The sequence below is a fragment of the Catalinimonas locisalis genome (assembly GCF_038039535.1).
Lineage (GTDB): Bacteria > Bacteroidota > Bacteroidia > Cytophagales > Cyclobacteriaceae > Catalinimonas.
The window spans coordinates 22,681-46,520 of sequence record NZ_JBBPHP010000026.1; the positions used below are offsets into that span (position 1 = coordinate 22,681).

Genomic DNA, 23,840 nt, shown 5'->3' on the forward strand with positions numbered 1-23,840 from the left:
TAAATATGGCCAAAACGATTCAACTGGATGACAACCTACATTGGTATAAGGACGCTGTCATTTACGAACTGCACATCAAAGCTTTCAAGGATAACAATGGAGATGGAATAGGTGATTTTAAAGGCTTACTGGAAAAGCTGGATTACTTGCAAGATCTGGGAGTAACTACCATCTGGCTTTTGCCATTCTATCCTTCACCCCTCAGGGACGATGGTTATGATATTATGGATTATTATAATATCAACCCTAATTACGGCAGTATCCAGGATTTTAAAAAATTCATGAAACAGGCTAAGAAAAGAGGCCTGCGCGTCATTACCGAGTTAGTAATCAACCACACATCGGACCAGCATCCCTGGTTTCAAAGAGCCCGGAAAGCAAAGCCCGGTTCAGTGGAAAGGGACTTCTATGTATGGAGCGATAATACCGAAAAATACAGTGATGTAAGAATCATTTTCCAAGATTATGAAGCCTCCAACTGGACCTGGGACCCTGTAGCACAAGCCTATTACTGGCACCGCTTTTTTTATCATCAGCCTGACCTCAACTATGACAATCCTGCTGTAGTAGAAGAAATTTTTAAAGTATTGGATTTTTGGGTTGATATGGGTGTGGATGGGTTTAGGTTGGATGCTGTGCCCTATCTGTTTGAACGTGACGGAACCAATTGTGAAAACCTGCCGGAGACCCATGTATTTTTGAAGAAGCTGCGCAAGCACGTTGATAAAAAGAAACCAGGTACATTACTTCTTGCTGAAGCCAATATGTGGCCCGAAGATTCAGCCTCTTACTTTGGTAATGGTGACGAATGTCAGATGAACTATCACTTCCCTATCATGCCCCGAATGTTTATGGCGGTGAGAATGGAGGACCGTTATCCTATCACGGACATTCTGGATCAGACGCCTGAGATTCCTGAAACCTGTCAATGGGCTATGTTTCTCCGTAATCACGATGAGCTTACCCTGGAGATGGTAACCGATGAAGAGAGGGATTATATGTATAAGGTATATACTAAAGACCCTCTTGCCAAAATCAATTTAGGTATTCGTCATAGACTTGCCCCGCTCTTAGATAATGACCGGAAGAAGATTGAGCTGATGAATCATTTGCTTTTATCGCTTCCCGGTACACCCGTAATTTACTACGGAGATGAGATAGGCATGGGAGATAATTATTATCTGGGTGATAGAGACGGCGTACGCACGCCCATGCAGTGGAGTCCTGATCGTAATGCAGGATTTTCAGAAACCAATCCACAAAAATTGTATTTGCCTGTTATTCTTGATCCTGAGTATCAATACGAGGCGGTGAATGTGGAGACGCAGCAGAAGAATTCCAATTCTTTACTGTGGTGGATGAAGCGCCATATCAGCATGCGGAAAAAGCATAAGGCTTTCAGTAGGGGAGATATAGAGTTTCTTTCCGCTGAAAATGCTAAAGTACTGGCTTTTACCAGAACTTATGATGATGAAACGATACTGGTATTAGCTAATCTTTCGCGTTTTTCTCAACCGGTAGAACTTGATCTTGCTGAATTTAAAGATCATATTCCTATTGAAATTTTCAGTCGTAATAAGTTTCCCAGAGTTGGTGAAAACCCCTATTTATTTACATTAGCACCTCATGGTTATGAGTGGTTCCTGCTTAAGAAACCACAACTGATGGAATCTACTGGTGATGGTGTTCAGGATAAATTAGTGGCTAGCATTAACAGCTGGGCAGATATTTTGAAACCCAAAACACTGGCCTCCATAGAAAGCATATTACCTGACTATCTTGTGAAGTGTCGCTGGTTTGGTGGTAAGGCACGAGTTATCCAGAACATCAGTATTAAACATCATGCAAATGTTCCGCTGGACAATTCAGTGGCAGCCTTCCTGATCATAGAAATTAGTTATAACGAAGGCTTAAATGAGTATTACCAGTTGCCTATTTCATTCATTGCTGATGAGTTCAGTGGATTTATGCGAAGTAATTTTTCTCAAGGCTTGATCGCTCCTATACAGGTAGACGGACAGAAAGGTTATTTATATGATGCAGTATATAATGAAGCTTTTCGTCAGATGCTTTTCCAGATCATGGTCAAGAAAAAGAAAGGTAAGGAGAATGGCTCAAGCTTGATTGGAAGTGCTGATAAATCTGCCATCAAGCTCTGGAAAGAGAAGAACAAGGATGTCAACTCCAAAGTATTGAGTGCTGAGCAGAGCAATACTTCTATTATTTACGAAAAAGACTATTTCTTTAAGCTCTATCGTAAGCTGGATGCTGCGATGAATCCTGACGTTGAAATCACTCGCTTCCTCACTGAAAAGGCCAGGTTTATGAATGTGCCTCGCTATGTTGGGGCTTTAGAACTTGACATCAATAAGCAAGACAACATGGTCTTGGGTATGATGCAAGAGTTGGTTGATAATCAGGGAGATGCCTGGACTTATATGGGTGATGTAGTGCGGAGGTATTTTGAACGCGTGTTAATAGAACAGAGCGAACAGAAGAATGCTCCTGCCATGAAGGGTACATTGGTCAATCCGGTTGGATATGATAAGATACCAGAAAAAATCAGACAGTTTATGGGTGGTGCCGCAACCGAGAGGTCCGCACTATTAGGTCTCAGAACTGCAGAGATGCATTTGTCATTGGAAGCCTCTGATCTTAAGGATTTTAAACCAGAAGCATTTTCTCTTCATTATCAAAGATCCGTCTTTTCATCACTTCAGTCATCAGTTCGCGGTACTTTCCAGGTTTTGGATAAGACACTGAAGAAACTTGATGAACCTGTACGCAAAGAAGCTGAAGAGATCAAGGCAATGCGAAAAGATATTCTTAAGTGCATGCAGCAGATTTATTCGCATAAAATCAATACTATGAAGATACGGACCCACGGAGATTATCATCTGGGGCAGGTACTTTTCACTGGTAGAGATTTTATCATTCTTGATTTTGAAGGTGAACCGGCACGTGCCTATAGTGAAAGAAGGTTGAAGCGATCTCCTCTTAGAGATGTTGCAGGCATGATACGTTCTTATCATTATGCTGCTTATAATGGATTGTTCAGAACTGAAGCTTTTACGAAGGGTGAGGCTGAGTACTTGGATGACTGGGCAGAGCAGTGGTATCACTACATGAGTGGTATTTTCATGAAAGCTTATATTGAACGGTGTAAGGGAAGCAACTTTTTACCTGATAACCAGGAAGACCTGGATATACTTTTACAGACTTTTCTTCTTGAAAAAGCAGTTTACGAATTAGGTTATGAATTAAATAACCGGCCAAGCTGGGCCATCATTCCTATGAAAGGTATCAAATATATTATGAAAAAATACCTTGAAGATGAGGCTAAGAAAAGTGCAAAGCAAACTGACTAAGCAATTTTCATTTTAACAGAATTAGATTAAAATATTTTTTATGGAATCTTCTCATCTTACACGCCTGACAGAATTTGATATTTACCTTTTTAATGAAGGTAAACATTACACTCTGTATGATAAACTCGGTTCTCACATGATGAATAAGGACGGAGTGGACGGCACATATTTCGCCGTTTGGGCACCCAATGCCGAGAGAGTATCGGTAGTTGGAGATTTTAATGAATGGAACAGAGAAGCGAATCCTATGGCTTCCCGCTGGGATAACTCGGGAATATGGGAAATTTTTATACCGAACATTGGTAAAGGAACTCGTTATAAATATTTCATACGCTCTCATAACAATGGACACGAGGCGGAGAAAGGTGATCCTTTTGCTATTCACTGGGAAGTATCACCTCTGACAGCCTCTATTGTTTGGGATAGAGACTACCAATGGAACGATGGAAAATGGCTGGAAGAAAGAAAAAAGAAAGTAGGCGAAGATCAGCCAATGGCTGTATATGAAGTTCATATCGGATCATGGAAACGTAAAGGAGATGATGGTAAGGAGTTTTTAAGCTATCGTGACCTGGCAGAAGATCTCCCTGGATACCTGAAGTGGATGGGTTATACCCATGTGGAGTTTTTGCCGATCATGGAGCATCCTTTTTATGGTTCGTGGGGATATCAGTGTACCGGATATTTTGCTCCCAGTAGTCGCTACGGCTCACCTCAGGATTTTAAATATCTGGTAGATCGCTTACACGAGGAAGGAATAGGCGTGATACTGGACTGGGTTCCATCTCACTTTCCTAATGATTTACATGGTCTTCATTATTTTGATGGTACTCATCTCTTTGAGCATCAGGACCCTCGTCAGGGATATCATCCTGACTGGAATAGCTATATTTTTAATTACGGAAGAAATGAGGTTAGATCGTTTCTGTTGAGTAGTGCGCTATACTGGCTCAAAGAATATCATACCGATGGATTGAGAGTAGATGCGGTTGCATCCATGCTTTATCTGGATTACTCCCGTAAAGAAGGGGAATGGATTCCCAATCAGTTTGGAGGAAGAGAAAATATTGAAGCCATTAACTTTTTACGAGATTTTAATAATGCCGTAGACGAAGAATTTCCTGATGTACATACCATCGCAGAAGAGTCAACCGCCTGGCCTATGGTGTCCAGACCTACCCAGATTGGTGGTTTAGGTTTTGAAATGAAATGGATGATGGGCTGGATGCATGACACCCTGGATTATATGTCCAAAGAGCCAATTTATCGTGCTCACCATCAGGGAGAAATTACATTTAGTCTTATGTATGCCTTTACAGAAAACTTTATGTTACCGCTTTCACATGATGAAGTAGTACACGGTAAGGGACCTCTTATTGACAAAATGCCAGGTGACGAGTGGCAGAAGTTTGCCAATTTACGTGCTCTTTATGCCTACATGTATGCTCACCCTGGTACCAAGCTACTGTTTATGGGTGGTGAGTTTGGTCAAACCCAGGAATGGAAACACGACAGTAGCCTGGACTGGCATTTGAACCAGTACTCTCCTCATGGTTCCTTACAGTGGATGGTGAAGAATTTGAACGACTTCTACCGTACAGAGCCCGCACTTTATGAGTATCAGTTCCAGCCAGAGGGGTTTGAGTGGATAGATATCAACGACTGGCAAAACTCTGTGATAAGCTTTGTGAGAAAAGGTCATCAACAACAAAATAATATATATGTTGTCATCAACTTTACTCCTATTGTTAGAGAAAACTATCGTATAGGAGTACCCAACAAAGGTTATATGAAGGAAGTCTTCAATACCGATGATGTACAATTTCATGGTAGCGGTGTATTGAATACTGGGTCATTAGAAACTTTACCGATACCAATGCATGGCAGAGAGAGATCAGTAAACCTGACTTTACCACCTTTGGGGGCTGTATTTCTGAAGTACGAAGACAACAATTGATATGTCAAATTACAAAGAGGGTTTATCTATAGCCTATTTGAATAAAAAATATGTGTACCAAAATAAAAAAAGCTGTTCTTAATGAACAGCTTTTATGATATTGATACTATTTGAAAATTATAAAGTTGCGCTTTTCACAGTTTTAATAATTCTACCTGCAACTTTGTAAGGATCAGCGTTAGAAGCAGGTCTTCTGTCTTCCAGATAACCTTTCCAACCACTTTCTACAGTGGCAATAGGAATACGGATGGAAGCTCCACGATCTGAGATACCGTAAGAGAACTGGTGGATGGACTGCGTTTCATGCTTTCCAGTCAAACGCTTTTCGTTGTGCGCACCATATACTTCAATATGTGCTTCTCGTGTTGGTCTGAAAGCTTCACATATCTTATCATAAGTCTCTTTATTACCTGCATTTCTCATGATGCTGTTAGAGAAATTGGCATGCATACCTGAACCGTTCCAGTCACCACTTACAGGCTTAGGGTGTAATTCAATATAAAAACCGTATTTTTCAGTAAGTCTGTTCAGAAGATAGCGAGCAACCCAGATTTCGTCACCAGCTTTCTTAGCACCTTTTGCAAAATTTTGAAATTCCCATTGTCCTGGTGCTACTTCCTGGTTAATACCTTCAATGTTAAGGCCGGCTTCCAGACACATATCCAAATGCTCCTCTACTAATTCTCTTCCCCAGGTATATCGGCCGCCTACTGAGCAATAATATTGCCCTTGAGGGCCGGGAAAACCACCTCTGGGGAATCCTAAAGGTAAGTCAGTCTTGGTATCCATAATGAAATACTCCTGCTCAAATCCAAACCAGAAATCCTCATCATCATCATCAATCTGCGCTCTGCCATTAGAAGGGTGTGGAGAACCATCCGGACTTAATACCTCAGTCATCACCAACCATCCATTTATTCTATCAGGATCAGGGTATAGTGCTACTGGCTTAAGTAAACAATCTGAAGAACCGCCTTCGGCTTGCATGGTAGAACTACCATCAAATGACCAGATAGGGCAACTCTCCAACGTGCCGTCAAATTCCTTGACAATTTTTGATTTACTTCTCAGTTCTTGTGTTGGCTCATAACCGTCAAGCCAAATGTACTCAAGCTTTGATTTTGTCATTTCTAATATAATTTACAGTAGATTGATAATATTAGTCACGAATATAATATTTTTTAATAAGTTTCAATAAATCTACAAGTATATTATGCGTATTGTTAAAATTCAAGCTGATTATTTTAGAATTTTCACAAAACATTATTCTGTATTGCTTTTTCAATAATAAATACCACAAAATAATATTTTATGAAAATTTGAAAAAACGAAATAAATAAAATTTTACGTATAAATTATTAATTTTTATTACGTATGGATTTAATTACAGGGAGAGCTGTAAATCACTTGAGGAGCAAAAAAATTTCATTTCCATTAAACCATCTTTTTATGCCAGTGTCTAAGGAATAAAAAAACTGAATTGTCATGAAAACTCAATTATATACCAAATTTAAAGCTAGTGCTGCTCTTTTTTTTGCGCTACTTATCAACATCATTATGTTTACCATTACCCTTCTCTAAATCTGTACTAATAATTATAAATGCTGATGATAAATGAGCAGATGACCGGTGAAACTTTAGTTTAAGAAGCTAAGTTTTTAAGCTTTCTTCAATTTGACTAAATTTGCCGAATGATGAATAAAGGACGTTCAGTAGCATTTTATACTTTAGGTTGTAAGCTCAACTTTTCCGAGACCTCTACCATTGGCCGAATGTTTGAGAAGCGCGGCTATCAAAAAGTAGAGTTTCACGAGAAAGCAGATATTTATATCATAAACACTTGCTCAGTTACTGACAATGCCGATAAAAAGTGTAGAAAGGTGGTGCGCGAAGCGCGTAGTATCTCACCTGACGCCTATATCTGCATTTTAGGCTGTTATGCACAATTAAAACCTAAAGAAATTGCCGAGATTCCTGGAGTTGATGCAGTCTTAGGCGCAGCTGAAAAGTTTAGGCTTCTTGACTTGCTGGACGGATTCAGGCGTACTGAAGAAGTTAAAGTATTAGCTTCTGAAGTTCATGAGGCCAATACTTACCAGCATGCTTTCTCCATTCATGACCGCACGCGTACGTTCTTGAAGGTACAGGATGGTTGTAATTACCACTGTACATTTTGCACCATACCTTTAGCCAGAGGAAATAGCAGAAGTGATAAAATAGTTAATATCCTGGATACGGCTTATGAAATCGCTAAGACCGATGTGAAAGAGGTAGTATTGACTGGCGTCAATATTGGCGATTTTGGTATTGTGAATGGAAGGCGAGAAGAACGTTTCTTTGATCTGGTAAAAGCCTTGGATGAAGTATAGGGGTATTGAAAGAATGAGGATTTCTTCTATTGAACCCAACTTGTTAAGTAATGACATCATTGAGTTTGTTTCCCGATCTAAAAGGTTCGTTCCTCATTTTCACATTCCCTTACAGTCAGGCTCAAATAAGATTTTGCGGCTTATGCGCCGACGTTATCTTCGTGAACTCTATGTGGACAGAGTGGAAAAGATCAAACAACTGATGCCTCATTGCTGCATTGGAGTTGATGTAATTGTGGGCTTTCCCGGTGAAACTGAAGCTGACTTTCTGGAGACCTATCAGTTTCTCAATGAACTGCCTGTCTCTTACCTGCATGTATTTACTTATTCAGAAAGAGCCAATACACCGGCTACGGATATGAAAGATATAGTTCCTAAAAAAGAACGAAGCCGCAGATCAAAAATGCTCAGAATTCTTTCGGAAAAGAAAAAGAGAAAATTCTATGAGGAAAATATTGGTAAGGAAGCCACGGTTCTTTTTGAAGAAGATGTTGAAAATGGACAAATGCATGGCTTTACCGAAAATTATGTGCGGGTTACTGCCAAATACGATCCATTGCTCATTAATGAACTTAAGTCGGTGAAGTTAACACAGATCAACGATACCGGATTAATGGAAGTGGAAGAACCTGAGATGATTTATGAAACGCATTAATTGTCTACCAATGATGGATTAGTTTTTCTTTAGTAGAAGTGTAGCAATAATGATAAGGCAGCCTCCGGCAATGATATTCCAAGTCAGTTTTTCGTCAAATATAAGCACCCCATACATGCTTGCAATAAGCACTTCAAGGTAGGTGAGAAAAGATACTGTGGAAGCCTTGATTTTTTTAAGTGCGGAAAAGAAAAGACCAAATGCGCCAATGCCTATCACAATGCCAAAAGTAGGTATCAGCAAAGCCTGACTCAGACTGAAGCTTACATCACTGAGCAAAAAGAAAGGCAGAAAAATAAATCCTCCGGCGAGGTTTTGAAAAAAGACAGTTTCGTATCCGCTGTACTTATGCGATTCTTTTTTGAATATGATGATGGTCAAGGAATAGATAATTGCCGATATAAGCATGGCACACATACCTAAAAAGTCTTCATTTTCAACAGAAAAAGGTTGGTTAATAAACATAATTACTATACCTGCAATTGGGAGCAAAAGTAAAATTTGATTGCGCCGTGATACTTTTTCTCCTAAAAAAATCATGCTGAAAATCGTGGCAAAAACCGGCCATGTATAAAGTATAATTACCGCATTTGAAATGTTTGTATAGGTATAACTGGTAATGAAAAGAAAAATACGGGCCGCATTCATGACAGAACCTATCATCATAAGACGATACGACCCTCTGAATAAACTTACCCCCTGCGATGAAAAATAGATAAACAACAGGGCGGAAGGTATTGCCATTCTGAAAAAAGATAAACTAACGGGGGGGAGATTCAGGAATTTGATAAACACTCCAGAAGAGCCCATAATACAGACTGCAAGTATTACTTCCAGGTAAGGATTGATCTTCATCCAACTGAGCTTATATCATCATCAAACGCCAGACTCCACTGAGCAGAACTAATATAAGAGTGGCAGGAATAAGATATTTCCAGCAGAGTACCATCAACTGATCTACCCTTAATCTTGGGTACGTCCATCGTACCCACATCTGAAATAATACCAAGGTAATTGCTTTTGAAATTAGCCAGAAAGCTCCCCAAATATGAGCTGCCCAGCTTCCGGGGGTACCGCTAGTCCACTCAGCCAGCTTGACACTCCCAATATTGGGTAGGGGCGTGTTCCAACTCCCCAGAAATAGGATGGAAGCCAATAAGCTGACAAGTAGCATCATTCCATATTCTGATAACATAATAAGTGCCCAGCGAAACCCGGAATATTCGGTATGATATCCTCCTACCAGCTCTGATTCTGATTCCGGTAGGTCAAAGGGAGCTCGGTTGGCTTCTGCCAGAGAGGCAATTAAGAATATAATAAAAGCAAAAAATAGAATAGGAACTCTGAAAATGTTCCAGGTAAGAATACCGCCTATTGCTGTGATTTCAATATCCCAGGCGCGAATTCCGAACAAGTAATTAGGTTGATCACTTATAGTACTCCACCAAATCCCTTGTTGGAAAGAAATCTCCTGTAGGCTGAGTGTTTGAGAAATCATCACCACACATAAGACACTAAGACCTAAGGGTATTTCATAAGAGATAATCTGTGCAACCGACCTGATAGCTCCAAAAAGAGAAAACTTACTGTTAGAACCCCAACCTGCCATAAGTATTCCAATGACATCCAGGGATACAATAGCCAATAGGTAAAAGACACCAACATCAGCAATAGACCCGCTGAGGGTAGGGGTAAGTGGAATGACAGCAAAGCCCGAAAAAATAGCGACAAAAATTATTGCTGGTGCCATCTTAAAAAGCTTTTTATCCGCTGCTTTTGGCTTGATGTCTTCTTTTTGGAGCAGCTTCAGTAAGTCGGCTACTGTCTGTAACAAACCATGATAGCCAACCTCCATAGGACCATACCTGTCCTGTATGAAAGCGGAAATTTTACGCTCTGCGTATACTGCAAAAACTGTATAAGTGAGTATAAGGGGTAAAAAAATCAGAAATGTTTCCATCGTTGGCGCAAAATAATATGCTTTATAGCCTTATCCAACGATAGTTCTCTTCTAAATAAATTTTTATCATCACTAATTAAGATGTCTCTTGATCGGAGGGTCGGCTAATGGGTTATTTGGTAGATATAATTATTAAAAAAGGTATTTTAATATATTGTGTACTTTATTTAATAGGTCTGATATTATTAGGATTAGTTGTATTTATTCAAACAACCACGTAATCAAATCGGTTATTTAAGTATACATTTTTAGTAGCATCAAATAAATTTTTTAATATGGAAACTGTGAGTAAAGATAAACTTCAACAATTATCTGATTTTCAAAGCACAAATTGTGTAAGTATATATATCCCCACCCACAAGAAAGGGAAAGAAGTTAATGAATTGCAGGATGCCAGACTTCTGAAGAATCACATACAAAATATTAAAAATCAATTGAAAAATGATAAAGATGTGCCTGAAAATGAGGCTATCAAATATTTATCACCGCTCTCAAAACTGATAGATGATACTGAATTTTGGCATCATCAATCCCATGGATTAGCTGTTTTCTTGGCTGACGATTTCTTTGAATACTTCAGGCTACCCTACACTGTAAATGAATTTAGCCTGTTGAGCAGCTCATTTCACCTGGAACAATTGGTTCCTGCTTACCAGCAAGGTGAACATTATTATGTGTTGGCTGCCAGCCTGGGAAAAGTTAGACTTTTTGAGGCATCACTTCATGATATTCATGAAGTAAATCTTCCGGATACACTTCCACAGGGAGCTGAGAACGCATTAAGTTATTATGACTTTGAAAAAAGTCTGCAACAACATTCAGGCTCAATGCTCGGTGGTGGTAAAGACCCCATTTATCATGGACAAGGAGGCGAAGGTGGACTAAATGAAGCTTACGTAAAAGAGTATTTTCGCCATCTGGAAGACTCACTTGATTCAGTCTTAAAAAATAAGGACATACCTGTTGTCTTAGCTTGTGTAGATTATCTACATCCTATATTTAAGAATGCCAGCAAGTCACTCAAATTTACTGAGCAGGGACTGGTTGGTAATTACGATGAAGCCAAAGCAGGAGATGTGCACCAGAAAAGTGTAGAGATCTTCAATCCAAAACAAGAAAACATAAGAAAACAGTTGCAAGAAAAATATCAGGAGCTGGCAGGTACTGGTAAAACATCTTATCAAATAGATGATATTGCTCCAGCAGCTGTAGATGGACGTATTGACACACTCTTTATTCTGAAAGGTACCCACAAATGGGGTTATATCAACAGTGAAGATAACTCTGTAAAACTTCGTGAGGAAAATGATGCCAATGTGCAGGACCTTGTAAGTAAAGCTGCCGTAGAGACGGTGCTTAATGGTGGTCATACTTATTTTGTTGAAAAAGAAAATTTGCCCGAAAGTGTTGATAATGCTGAAATGGCAGCTGTTTTTCGCTGGTAAAATAATTTTATGGTTAAAAAGTAGAAATGCGAGGGGCAAATGCTCTTCGCATTTTTATGTCATATTGGCAGTGAAAAATTGAAGGCATAGAAATTGAGATTTCTTGCTCAATGAGTACCAAGCAAAATTATGATGGAATTGACAACCGAAAATAAGCTGAAAAAACTAATCATTGTCGGCGATAGGATTTTAATCAAGCCCAAGAAGGCTTCTGATAAAACCAAGAGTGGGTTATACCTTCCTCCTGGTGTACATGAGCAGGAAAAAGTGCAGTATGGTTATGTGATGAAAACTGGGCCAGGCTATCCCATTCCATTGCCCGCTGAAGAAGATGAGCCTTGGAAAGAGCGTGAAGAACAGATAAAATATATACCCTTGCAGGCTAAAGAAGGTGATATGGCTATCTTTTTACAAAAGGGTGCTTTTGAAGTCATGTACGGAGATGAAAAATATTATATCGTTCCTCAGGCTTCAATTCTGATGCTTGAAAGAGAAGAAGATCTATAAAAATCGCTAATTATATATTTAGGGTATTTCTTTCATCGTTTTGATGCAAGAAATACCTTTTTTGTTTTGCTGCTTCTTGCCACTCTGCATACGTTTTAGTAACTATGACCGTTAGATTAGCGGATCGCAACACATTATGAATTCAATGATAAAAAACTTCTTTACACTAATTTTTTTATTCGCCGGTTTATGCTGCACTTTTGACTTATACGCTCAACAAGACCCAAATTGGGAAGAAGAAGGTGAAATTGAAGAAGCAGAGGTTGTCATTGAAAAAAGCAGAGAGATAGAATTACCACGCGCAAACCGAAAATTTGAAAGAGTACCTCCTCTGCCTGTACAGGAATCAACCATTGATATCAATTATCAATTCGTTGAAGTTTTGCCTAAACTTCAACCTATGACCCCTTCCATAAGGGTGTTGAAAGTAAAAGAACCACCACTTTCCAAGCTCTACCCAAATTATGTAAAGGCTGGGTTTGGAAATTATCTCAGTCCATATCTGGAAGTATATGCCAATAGTGCCAGAAGTGAAGATTATAGTTATGGAGTTCATTTCAGGCATTTATCTTCAAGGCAGGGACCTGTGGATGGAAGTAATTCAGGTAACAGCGATACCAAACTTTCCTTAAATGGAAAATATTTTGCCGGTGGACATACACTATTTGGTGACGCCTCTTATCAACGTGAGCGCTATCATTTCTATGGTTATATGCCTGGGCTGGAATTAAGCCGAGACTCCATAAAGCAAATATTTAACACAATTTCTCTCTCTGGGGGTATCGAAAGAAGTGAAGTGGATGCAGCTTTTGATTACCGTCTAAAGCTCAATTACAAACACCTTGGGGATGCATACCAGGCTTCTGAAAATCAGTTTGGGATCAATCTGTTTACCAGTTTGGATATCGCTGAACCGCTAACATTTGCGATTCAAAGTGATTTTTGGATTATGAATCGTGAAGATGTTGCCGATATTTTCCCCAATGATCCTACTAGTATCAACAGAAACCTATTCAGGTTTAAGCCATACTTTAAATATCAAACAAGTACCGAACCACAGGAGGGACTTGAAGTTAAAGCGGGAGTTAATTTTGTATATGAAAATGATACAATTGTTAATGCAGACAAATTACACGTATACCCATATGCGGAGGCTCAGTATCATCTTACAAACTCACTAAAGCTATATGCATCGCTTTCCGGTGACATTGAAAGAAAATCTTTGTTAGACTTTACGAATGAAAACCCCTGGGTAAAACCTAATGTGCCGCTGGCAAATACCAACAGAAACTTTAGTTTCGGAGGTGGCTTGGCAGGGAGAGCGAGTAGTTTACTGGGATTTAATGCCGGTTTTTCAGCAAATAATTACAAAAACCTGTATTTTTTTGCGAATAGTGCATCCGATTCTACCAAATTTGATATTCTTTATGATACAGGGGATGTCTTTGTTTTCAACCTTTACGCGGAATTAAATGTCAATAGTCAGGATCGTTTTCGTACTACATTAAGAGGAGATTATTACGCCTATAGCATGGGAAGACTGGAAGAACCATGGCATCGGCCTAATGTAAAAATGAGTTTACTCAGCTCATATAACGTTTATGATAAATTGTTGCTTAATGCTGAATTATTAGTATTAGGAGGGCTGAGGGGCATAAATCTGGCATCAGGAACCGAAAAAGATTTGGGTACAATTGCTGATTTGAGCTTCAAAGCAGATTATTTATTTTCCCCAAGATTTTCTACTTTTTTACAATTAAAAAATATATTTGCCCAAAACTACGAGAGATACTTAAATTATCCTTCTAGAGGAATTATGATTATGGCTGGAGTTACATACAGTTTTTAATCTATAATTACCTGTTATGAATTCAATCTTAATATACCTACGTAATTAATTTTCAATATTTAGCGTGTGATTTTGAAAATACTGCACTAACTCGCAGATATAAATTATATCACAAAGTAATTTTGCATGATGGAAGACAATGAAAGACAGTCTTACAATCAGGAAGATCAAGATGATTTTGGTTTACCAGAAGTAGAGTACAGTCCTTTACAAAGAGAGGACGAGTATTCCCCCGCCTTTGAACAAAATAATTATTATCAGGAAGGTGATAAAGAGGAAGGCTCAAAGCCAACAGGCTTGATAGTTTTCGGCATCATAAGTCTGGTACTTATTATTGGCGTGGTTGTCTATCTATTCCTTTTTGATGGTATGGCACAGGTGAGTGGTTGGTTTGGTGAAGAGCCAGCCCCTACTACTACATATATAGAGCCTGAACCAGAGCCTATAGTTGAAAACGAGCCGGAGCCTGAACCGGAACCGGTTGTTGAAACAAATCTCCTCGCACCTTATAGTGACATTTCAACAATTTCTGAACCTACTGGTCGTTCATTCATCGTAATCGGTAGTTTTGTAGATGAAGATCTAGCTCTTGACTATGCGAATCAGATGATGGAGCAAGGTATTGGGGTAAAATTATTATCACCCACCGATAGAGCTCCACTCATGCATCGTGTTGCAGTAGCTGATTTTACTGATTTCAATGAAGCTATGCAGCAAGTGCAGCAGTTTAGAGATAAATATGGCGATAACACCTGGGTTCTTAAATATTAATATGTTTTTACTTCAAATTCAGACTGAATTAGACACGGCTACTGTTGATACCCTTAGTAATGCTGGTACTGAAGCAGTGACCGTTTGGGATTTATTGTTAAAAGGTGGGTATGTAATGGTCCCACTTATATTATTGTCCATTCTTGCAGTGTACATTTTTGTAGAGAGAGTACTGACGATCAAAAAAGCTTCTAAAGTACCAGAGCAGTTCACTGATAAAATTAAGAACCTGGTTTCAAGTGGAGACATTAATTCGGCAAGATTGATCTGTTCACAAACTGATACACCTATTGCAAGAATGATAGAGAAAGGTATCAGCAGGATTGGAAGTCCCCTCAAAACGATTGAAGCTTCAATAGAAAACGTAGGTAAAATTGAGCTTTACCGTTTAGAAAAAAACCTCAATCTTTTAGCGACAATTAGCGGTGCTGCTCCCATGATAGGATTTTTAGGAACTGTTACGGGGATGATCCAGGCTTTTATAGCCATAGCTCAGGAAGAGGGTAATGTTAGTCCAAGATTACTATCTACAGGTATATACGAAGCCATGATTACAACTGCAACAGGCTTGGCAGTGGGTATTATCGCTTATCTAGGATATAATTATCTGGTATCCCAGGTTAGCAAGGTGGTGCACAAAATGGAATATACCTCTATAGACTTCATTGATCTTTTGCAGGAACCCAGATAATTATTTAGCCTATGAATCTTGACTCTAAACATAAAATTGAAACTTCTTTCAATTTTTCTTCCATTGCAGACATCATATTTTTGCTGCTAATATTTTTTATGTTGACTTCCTCTTTCGTTACGCCTTCAGGTTTGCCAGTCAATCTTCCCTCCAGCAAATCTTCTAACATTGTTATGCAGAAAGTTAGCGTAACAATTACCCCTGATATACGGTTTTACATTAATGATAAGTTAGTTCCCTCTGCTCAGTTGGAGTCTGCCTTAGCAGGTAGTCTGTCACAGAGTGAGCAGGGTGTAGTAGTACTTAATGTTGATAAGACAGTGCCGGTAGAGCATTTGGTTAGAGTTGCGGGAATAGCAAGCTCACTTAACGCAAAAGTGTCTGTAGCTACTATACCTGAATAGAATTATTCTAATAGGGTAACTGTTATCCGGGAAAGAAAATATCATGGCAGCTAATAAAGAAAAGAAAAATCAAAAAATAGGACTGATAGTAACTCTTTCTGTTCATGCAGTGGTGTTTCTACTCTTTTTCTTTATGCTCGCCTGGCGTGAACCTGATCCTCCAATTCCAGAATATGGTATTGAACTCAATTTTGGTTTGGACAATACTGGTTCGGGACAATCACCCCAGCCTAAACCCGCAGCAGTTGTACAAGAAGTAGAACAGGAAGAAATACAGGAGTCTGTAGTAGAAGAAGTTGTGGAAACTGAACCTGCAGAAGTTGTAGAGGAAATAAGACCTGCTGAGACTGTGACGCAGCCAGAACCTAGTCCTGATGTAATAGAAAAAGTACCTGAAACAACTACTGAAGTAGTTACTGAAACAAAAGAAGCGGCTGATGTTCCTAAACAGCCTGCCAAAGAACAGGCACAGCAAACAGCTGCTTCTAATGAAGGGAATGATGAGAAAAAGGAAGGGGATAAGGGCAAAGAGACTGGCGAAATTGATGCACGAGCCATTTACGGTGCAAAAGGATCAAGTCAGGGAGCTTCCTTACAAATGGAAGGATGGAATTGGGATTATATTCCAAAACCTGATGATTCATCCAACGAAAACGGTAAAATTGTTTTTCAGATAACGATAGATGATCAGGGTGAGGTGATAGGGGTTAAGACCTTAGAAAAAACAGTAAGCCCTGAAATTGAAAGATTATATCAGGAAGCAATTGAAAGAGTAACATTTAGTCGAACTGCTGATAACGTGAGACCCGCACCCATGTCAACAGGTAAGATCACTTTTTTAATTAAGTCAAAATGATTTTTTAAATATAAGTTGTTACTCATTATCAGTTATTTTTTTACAGCTTTCATTTTACTGATCTAAGTATTTTTCATTATATTAAATGAAGCTTTTTTACCACGATTTAGTATGTTATACCCAAGATTATTTTATAATCTTTACCGATTAATTTTGGATTAATATACAATTAGCTTTTTTTCAATAACAATTATTACTACCGAATGAATAAATATAAAGTAGTTCTGGCAGATGACCATGCGATACTCACCGAGGGTACATCCTCAATTCTTTCCGAATATGATTTTTTAGATTTAGTAGGGATTGCTTCAGATGGAGAAGAAGCTTATAAGTTGGTTGAAACAGAACAACCTGATGTATTAGTTTCTGACATCACCATGCCCGGAAAGTCAATCTTTGATATTTCTACGGATATAAAAAAGAAAGGGCTCCCAACCAAGATTCTAATATTTACAATGCACGAATCTCCTGATTATGTTTATAAGGCGCTTAATAGTAACATTTCAGGATATTTGACTAAAAATGCTGAAAAAGATGAGTTGGTAAAGGCTATACAAACGTTGGCGGAGGGTGATGAGTATTATAGTCAGCCTATTACTCAGATTATCGTGAAAGGGTTTAAGAACCGTAAGCAGAAGGATGCGGATAATCAGAATCCTCTTAACGTATTGTCAAAGAGAGAAAAAGAAGTATTGTTACTGTTAATTGAAGGGTATAACTCTAAACAGATTGCCGAAAAGCTATTTCTAAGTGAGCGCACCGTCTCAAATCATCGGGCAAATATGCTGCAGAAATGTAAAGTGAACAATACTGTGGAGTTGGTTAAACTCTATCTGGACAATGTGAATAAGTGGTAGTGCTACACTTTTATGGATATGGTAGGGTAAAAGAGCCCTACTTAATTCTCAATCATACTCCTGATCTTACCTGTCTCATTTTTTCATAAAATTGTGCTGAAGTTTTTCGCTTAAATACCTAGTATAGAATAAATTAGGTTTAATGAAGGAAGATCTACTTCAATACATTTGGCAGTTTCAACTATTTGATAAAAAAAATCTGAGAACTACAGAGGGTGAGCCACTAAATATCATCCGACCGGGAATAATAAATGATAACTCAGGCCCGGATTTTCATCAAGCTCAGGTTAAAATTGGAGAACTTTTGTGGTTCGGTTCAGTTGAAATACACCTATCTTCTAAGGACTGGAAATACCATCATCATCATGAGGACAATAGTTATGAAAATGTAATACTACATGTAGTATGGGAGGGGAAGAGTGAAATAACCCACAATGATGGTTCTAAAATACCCATGCTGCTGCTACAACCTTTGGTTAGTCCTTTGCTCATTCAAAAATATCAAACCCTTCTATCAGCAAATCAAAATGCTGAACTAGCGTGTGCCCAACAACTGAGTCAGGTATCTGATTTGGTCAGGCTCTCGGTACTTCAACGATCAGCATTACAAAGGGTAGAAAGAAAAGCTAAGGAAATTTTACAAAGCTGGGCTTCAAATGACAAGGACTGGAATCAGATGGCGCTACAGATGACCTGTCAGGCTTTCGGATTTAAAGTTAATGCAGAAGCTTTTGCAACGCTCGGAAGCAAAGCGAAATATCAACATATCCGCAAAGAAAGCTATTCATTTGAAAATCTCTTGGCTTATATGTTGGCAGTCTCAGGTATCACAGTTAACTACGCTTTACCTGCTGATATCAGGAAAAATACCGACTACCTGTTCAATAAGTATCAAATACAGAAGTTTGGTATGAATGGAATTGAATTTCGTAAATCCCGGCTGAGACCAGCTAATTTTCCCGAAGTTCGTATGATACAACTTAGCGCATTACTATTCCAAAAAATCAATTTGTTAGATCTTTTGGTATATGAAAATCAGTTGGAAGTTATCTGGAAAGTATTTCAGGAAGCAAACCTGAAATTGAGTAGTCTAAACTGGAAGTTTTCAAAGTTTCCCACGCTGGGAAAGTCAAGTATTGAGAGTATCATCATCAATGCTATCGTTCCCTTTAGATATGCATTCGGATTACATCATAGTGATGAGAAACATCAGGAATTTAGTATTCAGTTGTTAGAGTTAATTTCATCAGAAAGCAACAAAACTACCAAGCTTTTTCTCAAACAGGGATTTAAAATAAACTCAGCACTGGAATCTCAGGGAGTATTAGAGCAGTATCATTATTATTGTAAACTAAAAAAATGCCTTAGCTGTAGTGTTGGATGTGCAGTTATGAAAAATCATGGATTAATCGTTACTTAAGCCCTAAAAATTGCTTGCTCTACTTTTCGCATTACAATCTCTGGCTTATTATTTTATTTTTAAGTACTTCTATCGCAGAGCCAGCCGGAAAAGGATTTATGTAGTAAGTCTTATGTTTAAAGTGTTTATAGGCTTGTGTGTGGGCATGTTGTACTCACTCTACTATCAGGAAGGAGATATGCTTGCTTATTATGATGATGCAGTTTTCCTAACCGACCTTTGTTTACAGAATCCCTACAAGTATAGCTTATTTCTTTTTGACCAGGAATTGGTTGAAGGACTGAGATTTGCTGACCAAAGCCGGGCATTATTTTTCTCAAAAATAGCAAGTGTAGTTAGTCTGTTCTCACTGAAAAACTACTGGCTGATTACCCTTAGCTTTTCTCTTATCAATTTCTTCTTCAGTTGGTGGTTTGTTGTAAAGTTAATAGACTTCCTTAAAGGAAATGAAGCAATTGTGTATGTATCAATCCTGTTCTACCCTTCAGTAGTATTTTGGAGTTCTGGTTTATTAAAAGAAGCAATAGCCCTTTCGTTAATATATTTTTTAAGTGGAGCATTGCTTAGTTACCATAAAAAAAGGTATGGCTGGAAAAAAAACACCTTTTTTAGTTTGGCGGTAGTACTTTTTTCATGGGCATTATGGATGCTTAAGTACTACTATGCTGCCATTTTGCTACCCATATTGCTGGTATTATTCATTATCCAAAACATGAAACACTATCAGGCGAATCTTACTCATATTCAATGGAAACTTACCTGGCTTATGTTAATTCTGATTGCCTCCGGTCTTTTCCTAATATTTATGTTTAGTCACCCCAATTTAAACCCCGACGCAATTTTAAAAGCCATTGTGAAAAATCACGATCTTAGTGTAACAGCCTCTGATGAGGGGAAGTACATCATTTTTGAAGGATTAAGTCCCAATTTTACCAGCTTTTTAGCTCAATTTCCTAAAGCCGTTTACAGCGGATTGTTCAGACCTTTACCTTTTGAAGGTAGCGGTCTGCTTTTCTGGCTGGCTGGTATTGAAAACTTTGTGCTTCTCAGCTTGAGTATACTAGCTTTGATTTCACTCTTTAGCCTCAAAAAAATATCAAATCCTGAGATGGTGGTGGCTTGTATAATTTACGTGATCTTGCTTGCAGGATTGATCAGCCTGGCGTCCCCAAATTTTGGTAGTTTAAGCCGATACAAGGTAGCCTATGCACCGTTTTGGTTGCTGATATCTCTTCTTTGTATAAACGAAAGTCCTTTTTTTAGCAGCATATCCCAGTCTAAAAAGAAGATATAAACAAAGAACCAAGAAGAAAAGTAGGGACCAATGTCCATTAGTATCTTGGTACCTAAATGAAAGAATACCCCCATGCTTAGAAATACGTATTTCCATCGGGGGAAAAATAGTATCAATATGAATGTAAGCTGAAAAACTAAGGCAAGCATTGGGAATAACTGAGCCAGAAAATCATTTTTAGCTATCATGATTCCCCAGGGCTGTTCATGCAGGGCGATATAAGTGCGAAATGTTTCCGCAGTAGCCCATTGAAAACCACTGGTAAGCAGCTTTTCAAGGCCAGATAACAGATAAACGCCAGCAATTGTAAATTGAATAAGAAATAATGTCCAGGACTGTATTTTGCTTTTCTCTTGATTAATCTGCTGGGATGTTACGTTTAGTTCATAGAAAAAGAAAGGCATCAGTAGCGCAACATATGTAAGGGTGACCTGTCCATGTTCTATCTTTTCAAACGAATTAAAGTAACCTTGAAAAAGTATGGACAGAATCGCTACTAAAGCGGGCCAGATTACTCTTTTGGAGCCAACAAGGATAATGAGAATACTTGATATGTAAAGAGCATAAAGTGCATAATAAATATTCAATGAAAGTATGGGTAAGTGGAAAATCTGATATAGTAGCACAGCCTTATAAAATGGAGCAAGGATGACTATATCATCAAATGCATAAACCCAGTTCCAGGTAAAATACAGCAGGCCGCAGTAAAAAATGAAGATTAATAATTTAGAATGAGGTACAGTAATGTATACGGAGTTCTTTCGGACTAACTTAATAGGACTTTTAATCCAGAATAAGAGAGTTAGACAGATAGCAATCAGAATTGTTCTTATCAGAATTTGGTCAGTCTTGTACAAAAAGAACGATAGTTCAAATCTTTGCTTTTCAACTTCAAATCTAGGGTATAGATTATGTATCAAATAGTTGAACCAATAGGGAGCATCCCCTTCATAAGCTCGAATTATAAGCTCTCTGAAGTAAAAAAAGTAGACCCCAGTAATGAGGAGAAGCAAAAGAAGTAGAAAAGAAAAAGAATATTTTTGGGCCTGTTTCACAATTGGGGATAGCGGGCAATCACACTACTATCATTAAGAAGTTTTCTTACTACAAAGATAGTATCAATAGTGTTAGTAGCTGGAAGCAACTCGAAGAATTGCTTGGTAAAGTGATCAGTTTCTTTACGATAATAGTAGTTTCTGAGAAGATAATTGAGCTTGCTTTGATCAATACCAGCTAAATCTCCTACATTTTTGTCAACAAAACCATTTTCATGAATTCCCAACAGCAAAAAATATTCGGTTTGAATATCTCTTTTTACCGGTTCAGCAAACATGCCAAAGCGAAAAAAAGGATAAAAAGTTTGCTGCATGATGAAAGGAAAAAACAGACCAAAAAGAATAACTATGCTCAGAGCATAACGAAATTTCAGAAGTCTTTGGAATGTGTTGTCATTATTTTTCAATGGCATGTATTGGCAAGTGAGCAATATCGCTAAAGTTCTCAATTTCACTTAGCAGGTGATCGTCACCTTTCGGATAAAACCACTTGGTTTCTATAGTATTACCACTTTTATGAATTTCCGCTAATCTCTTCAGTACCTCATAAATTGACTTTGCTGATGCAGTATTGTAATATTTAAATTCAAAAACAGCTTCAGTGTGAGAAGGAGGGTTTTTAATGTAAGCATCCATCCATTGAATTACAGGAAAATAAAATCCTAGTGCATCTTCCTGATCTGAAATTCCATGAATAAGGATTTTTCCTTCTTTTGAATCTAGTCTAACTTCCGGGCTTTTATCTGTTGCTTCTAATTGTAATGGCTCCATATAATCCAAAAATATAGTTTTCAATTTACTAACTTAATTAAGTGCCTATCAATTTGTTTGCAAAAACAAAATCTCTCAATTCCTGCACCTCAGTGTCCAGAATCACTTTATTACTGCCTTCCCAGAGTTTTTTGCCCTTATAAAGAAACATTACATGATCACCTATACCAATCACAGAATTCATATCATGTGTGACCACTACTGTAGTAATATCAAACTCATAGGTAATTTCCTGAATGAGTTCATCAATGAGAATGGAAGTCTGAGGATCAAGACCGGAATTAGGCTCATCACAAAATAAATATCGGGGATTATTGACAATAGCGCGGGCAATGCCTACTCTTTTCTTCATACCTCCGCTTAATTCGGAAGGCATTTTTTTATTAACATTTTCCAGACCCACTCTTTTAAGACAGAAATTTACTCTATCCTGCTTTTCATCCTCAGGCAAATCAGTAAGGATGTTCATAGGAAATTTCACATTGTTTTCAACAGTGAGTGAATCAAATAGAGCAACTCCCTGGAATAACATCCCAATCTCACGACGTATTTCAGTTTTTACATCCTTATCGGCATTGGTAAAATCCCTTTCATTGTAATAAACAGTGCCTTCATCGGGTGGAATAAGCCCCACAATACATTTGAGCAATACACTCTTACCAGTACCGCTGGCACCGATGATCAAATTATTTTTACTCTGGTGGAAAGTCCCGCTGATGTCATCCAGTACAGAAACACCATTGAAGGATTTAGAAATGTTCTTTATCTCAATCATAATCTGTAAGGCTTACAGTAATACTTCAACTACAAGATAATCTGCCAGAAGGATAGCGATACAACTGTTAGTTACCGCACTGGTACTGGCCTGGCCAACTTCTAAAGCTCCACCTTTTGTATAAAATCCTTTGTACGCTGCAATAGATGATACCAAAAATGCGAAAACCAACGATTTTACCAGGGCGATGAAGATAAAATATTGTCTGAAGTCAAAGCGTAGGCCGTACACATAATCTTCACCGGAAACGATATTTGTAAGTGTACCCACCAGAAAACCTCCGTAAATGGACAGAAAACCTGCAAGTACGCACAGCATAGGAAACATCAACATGGCTGCTATAATTTTGGGAAGCACCAGATAGGAAGATGCGTTGATTCCCATGACTTCAAGGGCGTCTACCTGCTCAGTAATCCGCATGGTACCTAACTCACCAGCGATATTTGAACCCACTTTTCCGGCCAAAACTATGGATGTAATGGTCGGAGCAAGTTCAAATACAGTCATGTCACGAACAACAGTGCTGATAATAAAGTCCTGTATAAAGGGGCTTACCAGGTTGGCCGCTGTCTGTACTGTTGTCACAGCGCCAATAAAAGTGGATACGATAGTCACTAATACCAAAGAGTTGATGCCAATAATGATGGCTTCGTCTAAAGTACGTTTGACATACGTACCGAAGGTTTCCATTTTTTTAAATAGCGTACCAATAAAAATGACGTATTTACCAAGGCTTCTCATAAAAGTTATTTAGATATGGATATTGCATAGTTATTATTAATATGCATTAACTCATAAAGGAATAACGTAAAAAGATATTTTTGTTAAGAAAAAAC

At 38.3% G+C, this 23,840-nt stretch carries 20 protein-coding genes and 1 pseudogene; 13 read left to right on the forward strand and 8 right to left on the reverse strand.

Annotated features, from left to right (window positions below; all coding sequences use genetic code 11):
• The first annotated feature begins 5 nt into the window (after positions 1-5).
• On the forward strand, positions 6-3,368 hold the full coding sequence (gene treS, locus WJR50_RS23300; RefSeq protein ID WP_341295704.1) for a maltose alpha-D-glucosyltransferase: 3,363 nt from the start codon (positions 6-8) through the stop codon (positions 3,366-3,368).
• Positions 3,369-3,408: 40 nt separating this feature from the next.
• Positions 3,409-5,325 carry a 1,4-alpha-glucan branching protein GlgB gene (gene glgB, locus WJR50_RS23305; RefSeq protein ID WP_341295705.1) on the forward strand — a complete coding sequence of 639 codons (1,917 nt, stop codon included), beginning with the start codon at positions 3,409-3,411 and terminating at the stop codon, positions 5,323-5,325.
• A gap of 117 nt (positions 5,326-5,442) precedes the next feature.
• Here glgB and WJR50_RS23310 read toward each other — a convergent pair whose 3' ends face one another.
• A complete protein-coding gene (locus WJR50_RS23310; protein ID WP_341295706.1) occupies positions 5,443-6,453 on the reverse strand; it encodes a glutamine synthetase beta-grasp domain-containing protein in 1,011 nt (336 codons plus the stop codon).
• Between the two features lie 566 nt (positions 6,454-7,019).
• Here WJR50_RS23310 and mtaB point away from each other — a divergent pair.
• Positions 7,020-8,349 (forward strand): annotated as a pseudogene (gene mtaB / locus WJR50_RS23315) (tRNA (N(6)-L-threonylcarbamoyladenosine(37)-C(2))-methylthiotransferase MtaB).
• A gap of 18 nt (positions 8,350-8,367) precedes the next feature.
• Here mtaB and WJR50_RS23320 read toward each other — a convergent pair.
• Entirely contained in the window at positions 8,368-9,204 is an 837-nt protein-coding gene (locus WJR50_RS23320) for a DMT family transporter (RefSeq protein ID WP_341295707.1), read from the reverse strand.
• Between the two features lie 10 nt (positions 9,205-9,214).
• Positions 9,215-10,309, reverse strand: coding sequence for a complex I subunit 1/NuoH family protein (locus WJR50_RS23325; protein WP_341295708.1), 1,095 nt, complete (start codon positions 10,307-10,309; stop codon positions 9,215-9,217).
• A gap of 275 nt (positions 10,310-10,584) precedes the next feature.
• On the opposite strand from WJR50_RS23325, the gene WJR50_RS23330 reads away from it, so the two are divergent.
• The 10 genes from WJR50_RS23330 to WJR50_RS23375 all read left to right on the forward strand — a co-directional run bounded on the left by WJR50_RS23330 (position 10,585) and on the right by WJR50_RS23375 (position 20,403).
• Entirely contained in the window at positions 10,585-11,754 is a 1,170-nt protein-coding gene (locus WJR50_RS23330; protein ID WP_341295709.1) for a baeRF7 domain-containing protein, read from the forward strand.
• Positions 11,755-11,886: 132 nt separating this feature from the next.
• Complete coding sequence (locus WJR50_RS23335) at positions 11,887-12,261, forward strand: co-chaperone GroES (RefSeq protein WP_341295758.1); 375 nt, start codon at positions 11,887-11,889, stop codon at positions 12,259-12,261.
• 145 nt (positions 12,262-12,406) lie between these two features.
• Entirely contained in the window at positions 12,407-14,110 is a 1,704-nt protein-coding gene (locus WJR50_RS23340) for a TonB-dependent receptor (protein WP_341295710.1), read from the forward strand.
• Between the two features lie 126 nt (positions 14,111-14,236).
• The gene (locus WJR50_RS23345; protein WP_341295711.1) at positions 14,237-14,881 is read left to right on the forward strand and encodes an SPOR domain-containing protein; all 645 of its coding nucleotides are present in this window, start codon (positions 14,237-14,239) and stop codon (positions 14,879-14,881) included.
• A gap of 1 nt (position 14,882) precedes the next feature.
• Positions 14,883-15,572, forward strand: coding sequence for a MotA/TolQ/ExbB proton channel family protein (locus WJR50_RS23350; RefSeq protein WP_341295712.1), 690 nt, complete (start codon positions 14,883-14,885; stop codon positions 15,570-15,572).
• Positions 15,573-15,583: 11 nt separating this feature from the next.
• On the forward strand, positions 15,584-15,976 hold the full coding sequence (locus WJR50_RS23355; protein WP_341295713.1) for an ExbD/TolR family protein: 393 nt from the start codon (positions 15,584-15,586) through the stop codon (positions 15,974-15,976).
• A 43-nt stretch (positions 15,977-16,019) separates the two neighbouring features.
• Positions 16,020-16,832 carry a hypothetical protein gene (locus WJR50_RS23360; protein ID WP_341295714.1) on the forward strand — a complete coding sequence of 271 codons (813 nt, stop codon included), beginning with the start codon at positions 16,020-16,022 and terminating at the stop codon, positions 16,830-16,832.
• 203 nt (positions 16,833-17,035) lie between these two features.
• Positions 17,036-17,689, forward strand: coding sequence for a response regulator transcription factor (locus WJR50_RS23365; protein WP_341295715.1), 654 nt, complete (start codon positions 17,036-17,038; stop codon positions 17,687-17,689).
• A 142-nt stretch (positions 17,690-17,831) separates the two neighbouring features.
• A complete protein-coding gene (locus tag WJR50_RS23370; protein WP_341295716.1) occupies positions 17,832-19,109 on the forward strand; it encodes a DUF2851 family protein in 1,278 nt (425 codons plus the stop codon).
• A 10-nt stretch (positions 19,110-19,119) separates the two neighbouring features.
• Positions 19,120-20,403 (forward strand): hypothetical protein, encoded by a 1,284-nt coding sequence (locus tag WJR50_RS23375; protein WP_341295717.1) that lies wholly within the window; start codon positions 19,120-19,122, stop codon positions 20,401-20,403.
• On the opposite strand, the gene WJR50_RS23380 is transcribed toward WJR50_RS23375, so the two are convergent.
• The 5 genes from WJR50_RS23380 to WJR50_RS23400 form a co-directional block, all read right to left on the reverse strand.
• Positions 20,313-20,990 (reverse strand): HTTM domain-containing protein, encoded by a 678-nt coding sequence (locus WJR50_RS23380; RefSeq protein WP_341295718.1) that lies wholly within the window; start codon positions 20,988-20,990, stop codon positions 20,313-20,315. The two genes, WJR50_RS23375 and WJR50_RS23380, sit on opposite strands and share 91 nt — an antisense overlap.
• A gap of 464 nt (positions 20,991-21,454) precedes the next feature.
• A complete protein-coding gene (locus WJR50_RS23385; RefSeq protein ID WP_341295719.1) occupies positions 21,455-21,871 on the reverse strand; it encodes a hypothetical protein in 417 nt (138 codons plus the stop codon).
• Positions 21,855-22,253, reverse strand: coding sequence for a DUF1987 domain-containing protein (locus WJR50_RS23390; RefSeq protein WP_341295720.1), 399 nt, complete (start codon positions 22,251-22,253; stop codon positions 21,855-21,857). The genes WJR50_RS23385 and WJR50_RS23390 overlap by 17 nt, the downstream gene beginning before the upstream one ends.
• A 13-nt stretch (positions 22,254-22,266) precedes the next feature.
• Positions 22,267-23,004 carry an ABC transporter ATP-binding protein gene (locus WJR50_RS23395; RefSeq protein WP_341295721.1) on the reverse strand — a complete coding sequence of 246 codons (738 nt, stop codon included), beginning with the start codon at positions 23,002-23,004 and terminating at the stop codon, positions 22,267-22,269.
• 12 nt (positions 23,005-23,016) lie between these two features.
• A complete protein-coding gene (locus WJR50_RS23400; protein ID WP_341295722.1) occupies positions 23,017-23,745 on the reverse strand; it encodes an MlaE family ABC transporter permease in 729 nt (242 codons plus the stop codon).
• Between the last annotated feature and the right edge of the window lie 95 nt (positions 23,746-23,840).

Bases quoted from the DNA above. Each gene is read 5' to 3' on its own strand.
- treS (WP_341295704.1), top strand. From the start codon at position 6: ATGGCCAAAACGATTCAACTGGATGACAACCTACATTGGTATAAGGAC.
- glgB (WP_341295705.1), top strand. From the start codon at position 3,409: ATGGAATCTTCTCATCTTACACGCCTGACAGAATTTGATATTTACCTT.
- WJR50_RS23310 (WP_341295706.1), bottom strand. From the start codon at position 6,453: ATGACAAAATCAAAGCTTGAGTACATTTGGCTTGACGGTTATGAGCCA.
- WJR50_RS23320 (WP_341295707.1), bottom strand. From the start codon at position 9,204: ATGAAGATCAATCCTTACCTGGAAGTAATACTTGCAGTCTGTATTATG.
- WJR50_RS23325 (WP_341295708.1), bottom strand. From the start codon at position 10,309: ATGGAAACATTTCTGATTTTTTTACCCCTTATACTCACTTATACAGTT.
- WJR50_RS23330 (WP_341295709.1), top strand. From the start codon at position 10,585: ATGGAAACTGTGAGTAAAGATAAACTTCAACAATTATCTGATTTTCAA.
- WJR50_RS23335 (WP_341295758.1), top strand. From the start codon at position 11,887: ATGGAATTGACAACCGAAAATAAGCTGAAAAAACTAATCATTGTCGGC.
- WJR50_RS23340 (WP_341295710.1), top strand. From the start codon at position 12,407: ATGATAAAAAACTTCTTTACACTAATTTTTTTATTCGCCGGTTTATGC.
- WJR50_RS23345 (WP_341295711.1), top strand. From the start codon at position 14,237: ATGATGGAAGACAATGAAAGACAGTCTTACAATCAGGAAGATCAAGAT.
- WJR50_RS23350 (WP_341295712.1), top strand. From the start codon at position 14,883: ATGTTTTTACTTCAAATTCAGACTGAATTAGACACGGCTACTGTTGAT.
- WJR50_RS23355 (WP_341295713.1), top strand. From the start codon at position 15,584: ATGAATCTTGACTCTAAACATAAAATTGAAACTTCTTTCAATTTTTCT.
- WJR50_RS23360 (WP_341295714.1), top strand. From the start codon at position 16,020: ATGGCAGCTAATAAAGAAAAGAAAAATCAAAAAATAGGACTGATAGTA.
- WJR50_RS23365 (WP_341295715.1), top strand. From the start codon at position 17,036: ATGAATAAATATAAAGTAGTTCTGGCAGATGACCATGCGATACTCACC.
- WJR50_RS23370 (WP_341295716.1), top strand. From the start codon at position 17,832: ATGAAGGAAGATCTACTTCAATACATTTGGCAGTTTCAACTATTTGAT.
- WJR50_RS23385 (WP_341295719.1), bottom strand. From the start codon at position 21,871: ATGCCATTGAAAAATAATGACAACACATTCCAAAGACTTCTGAAATTT.
- WJR50_RS23395 (WP_341295721.1), bottom strand. From the start codon at position 23,004: ATGATTGAGATAAAGAACATTTCTAAATCCTTCAATGGTGTTTCTGTA.
- WJR50_RS23400 (WP_341295722.1), bottom strand. From the start codon at position 23,745: ATGAGAAGCCTTGGTAAATACGTCATTTTTATTGGTACGCTATTTAAA.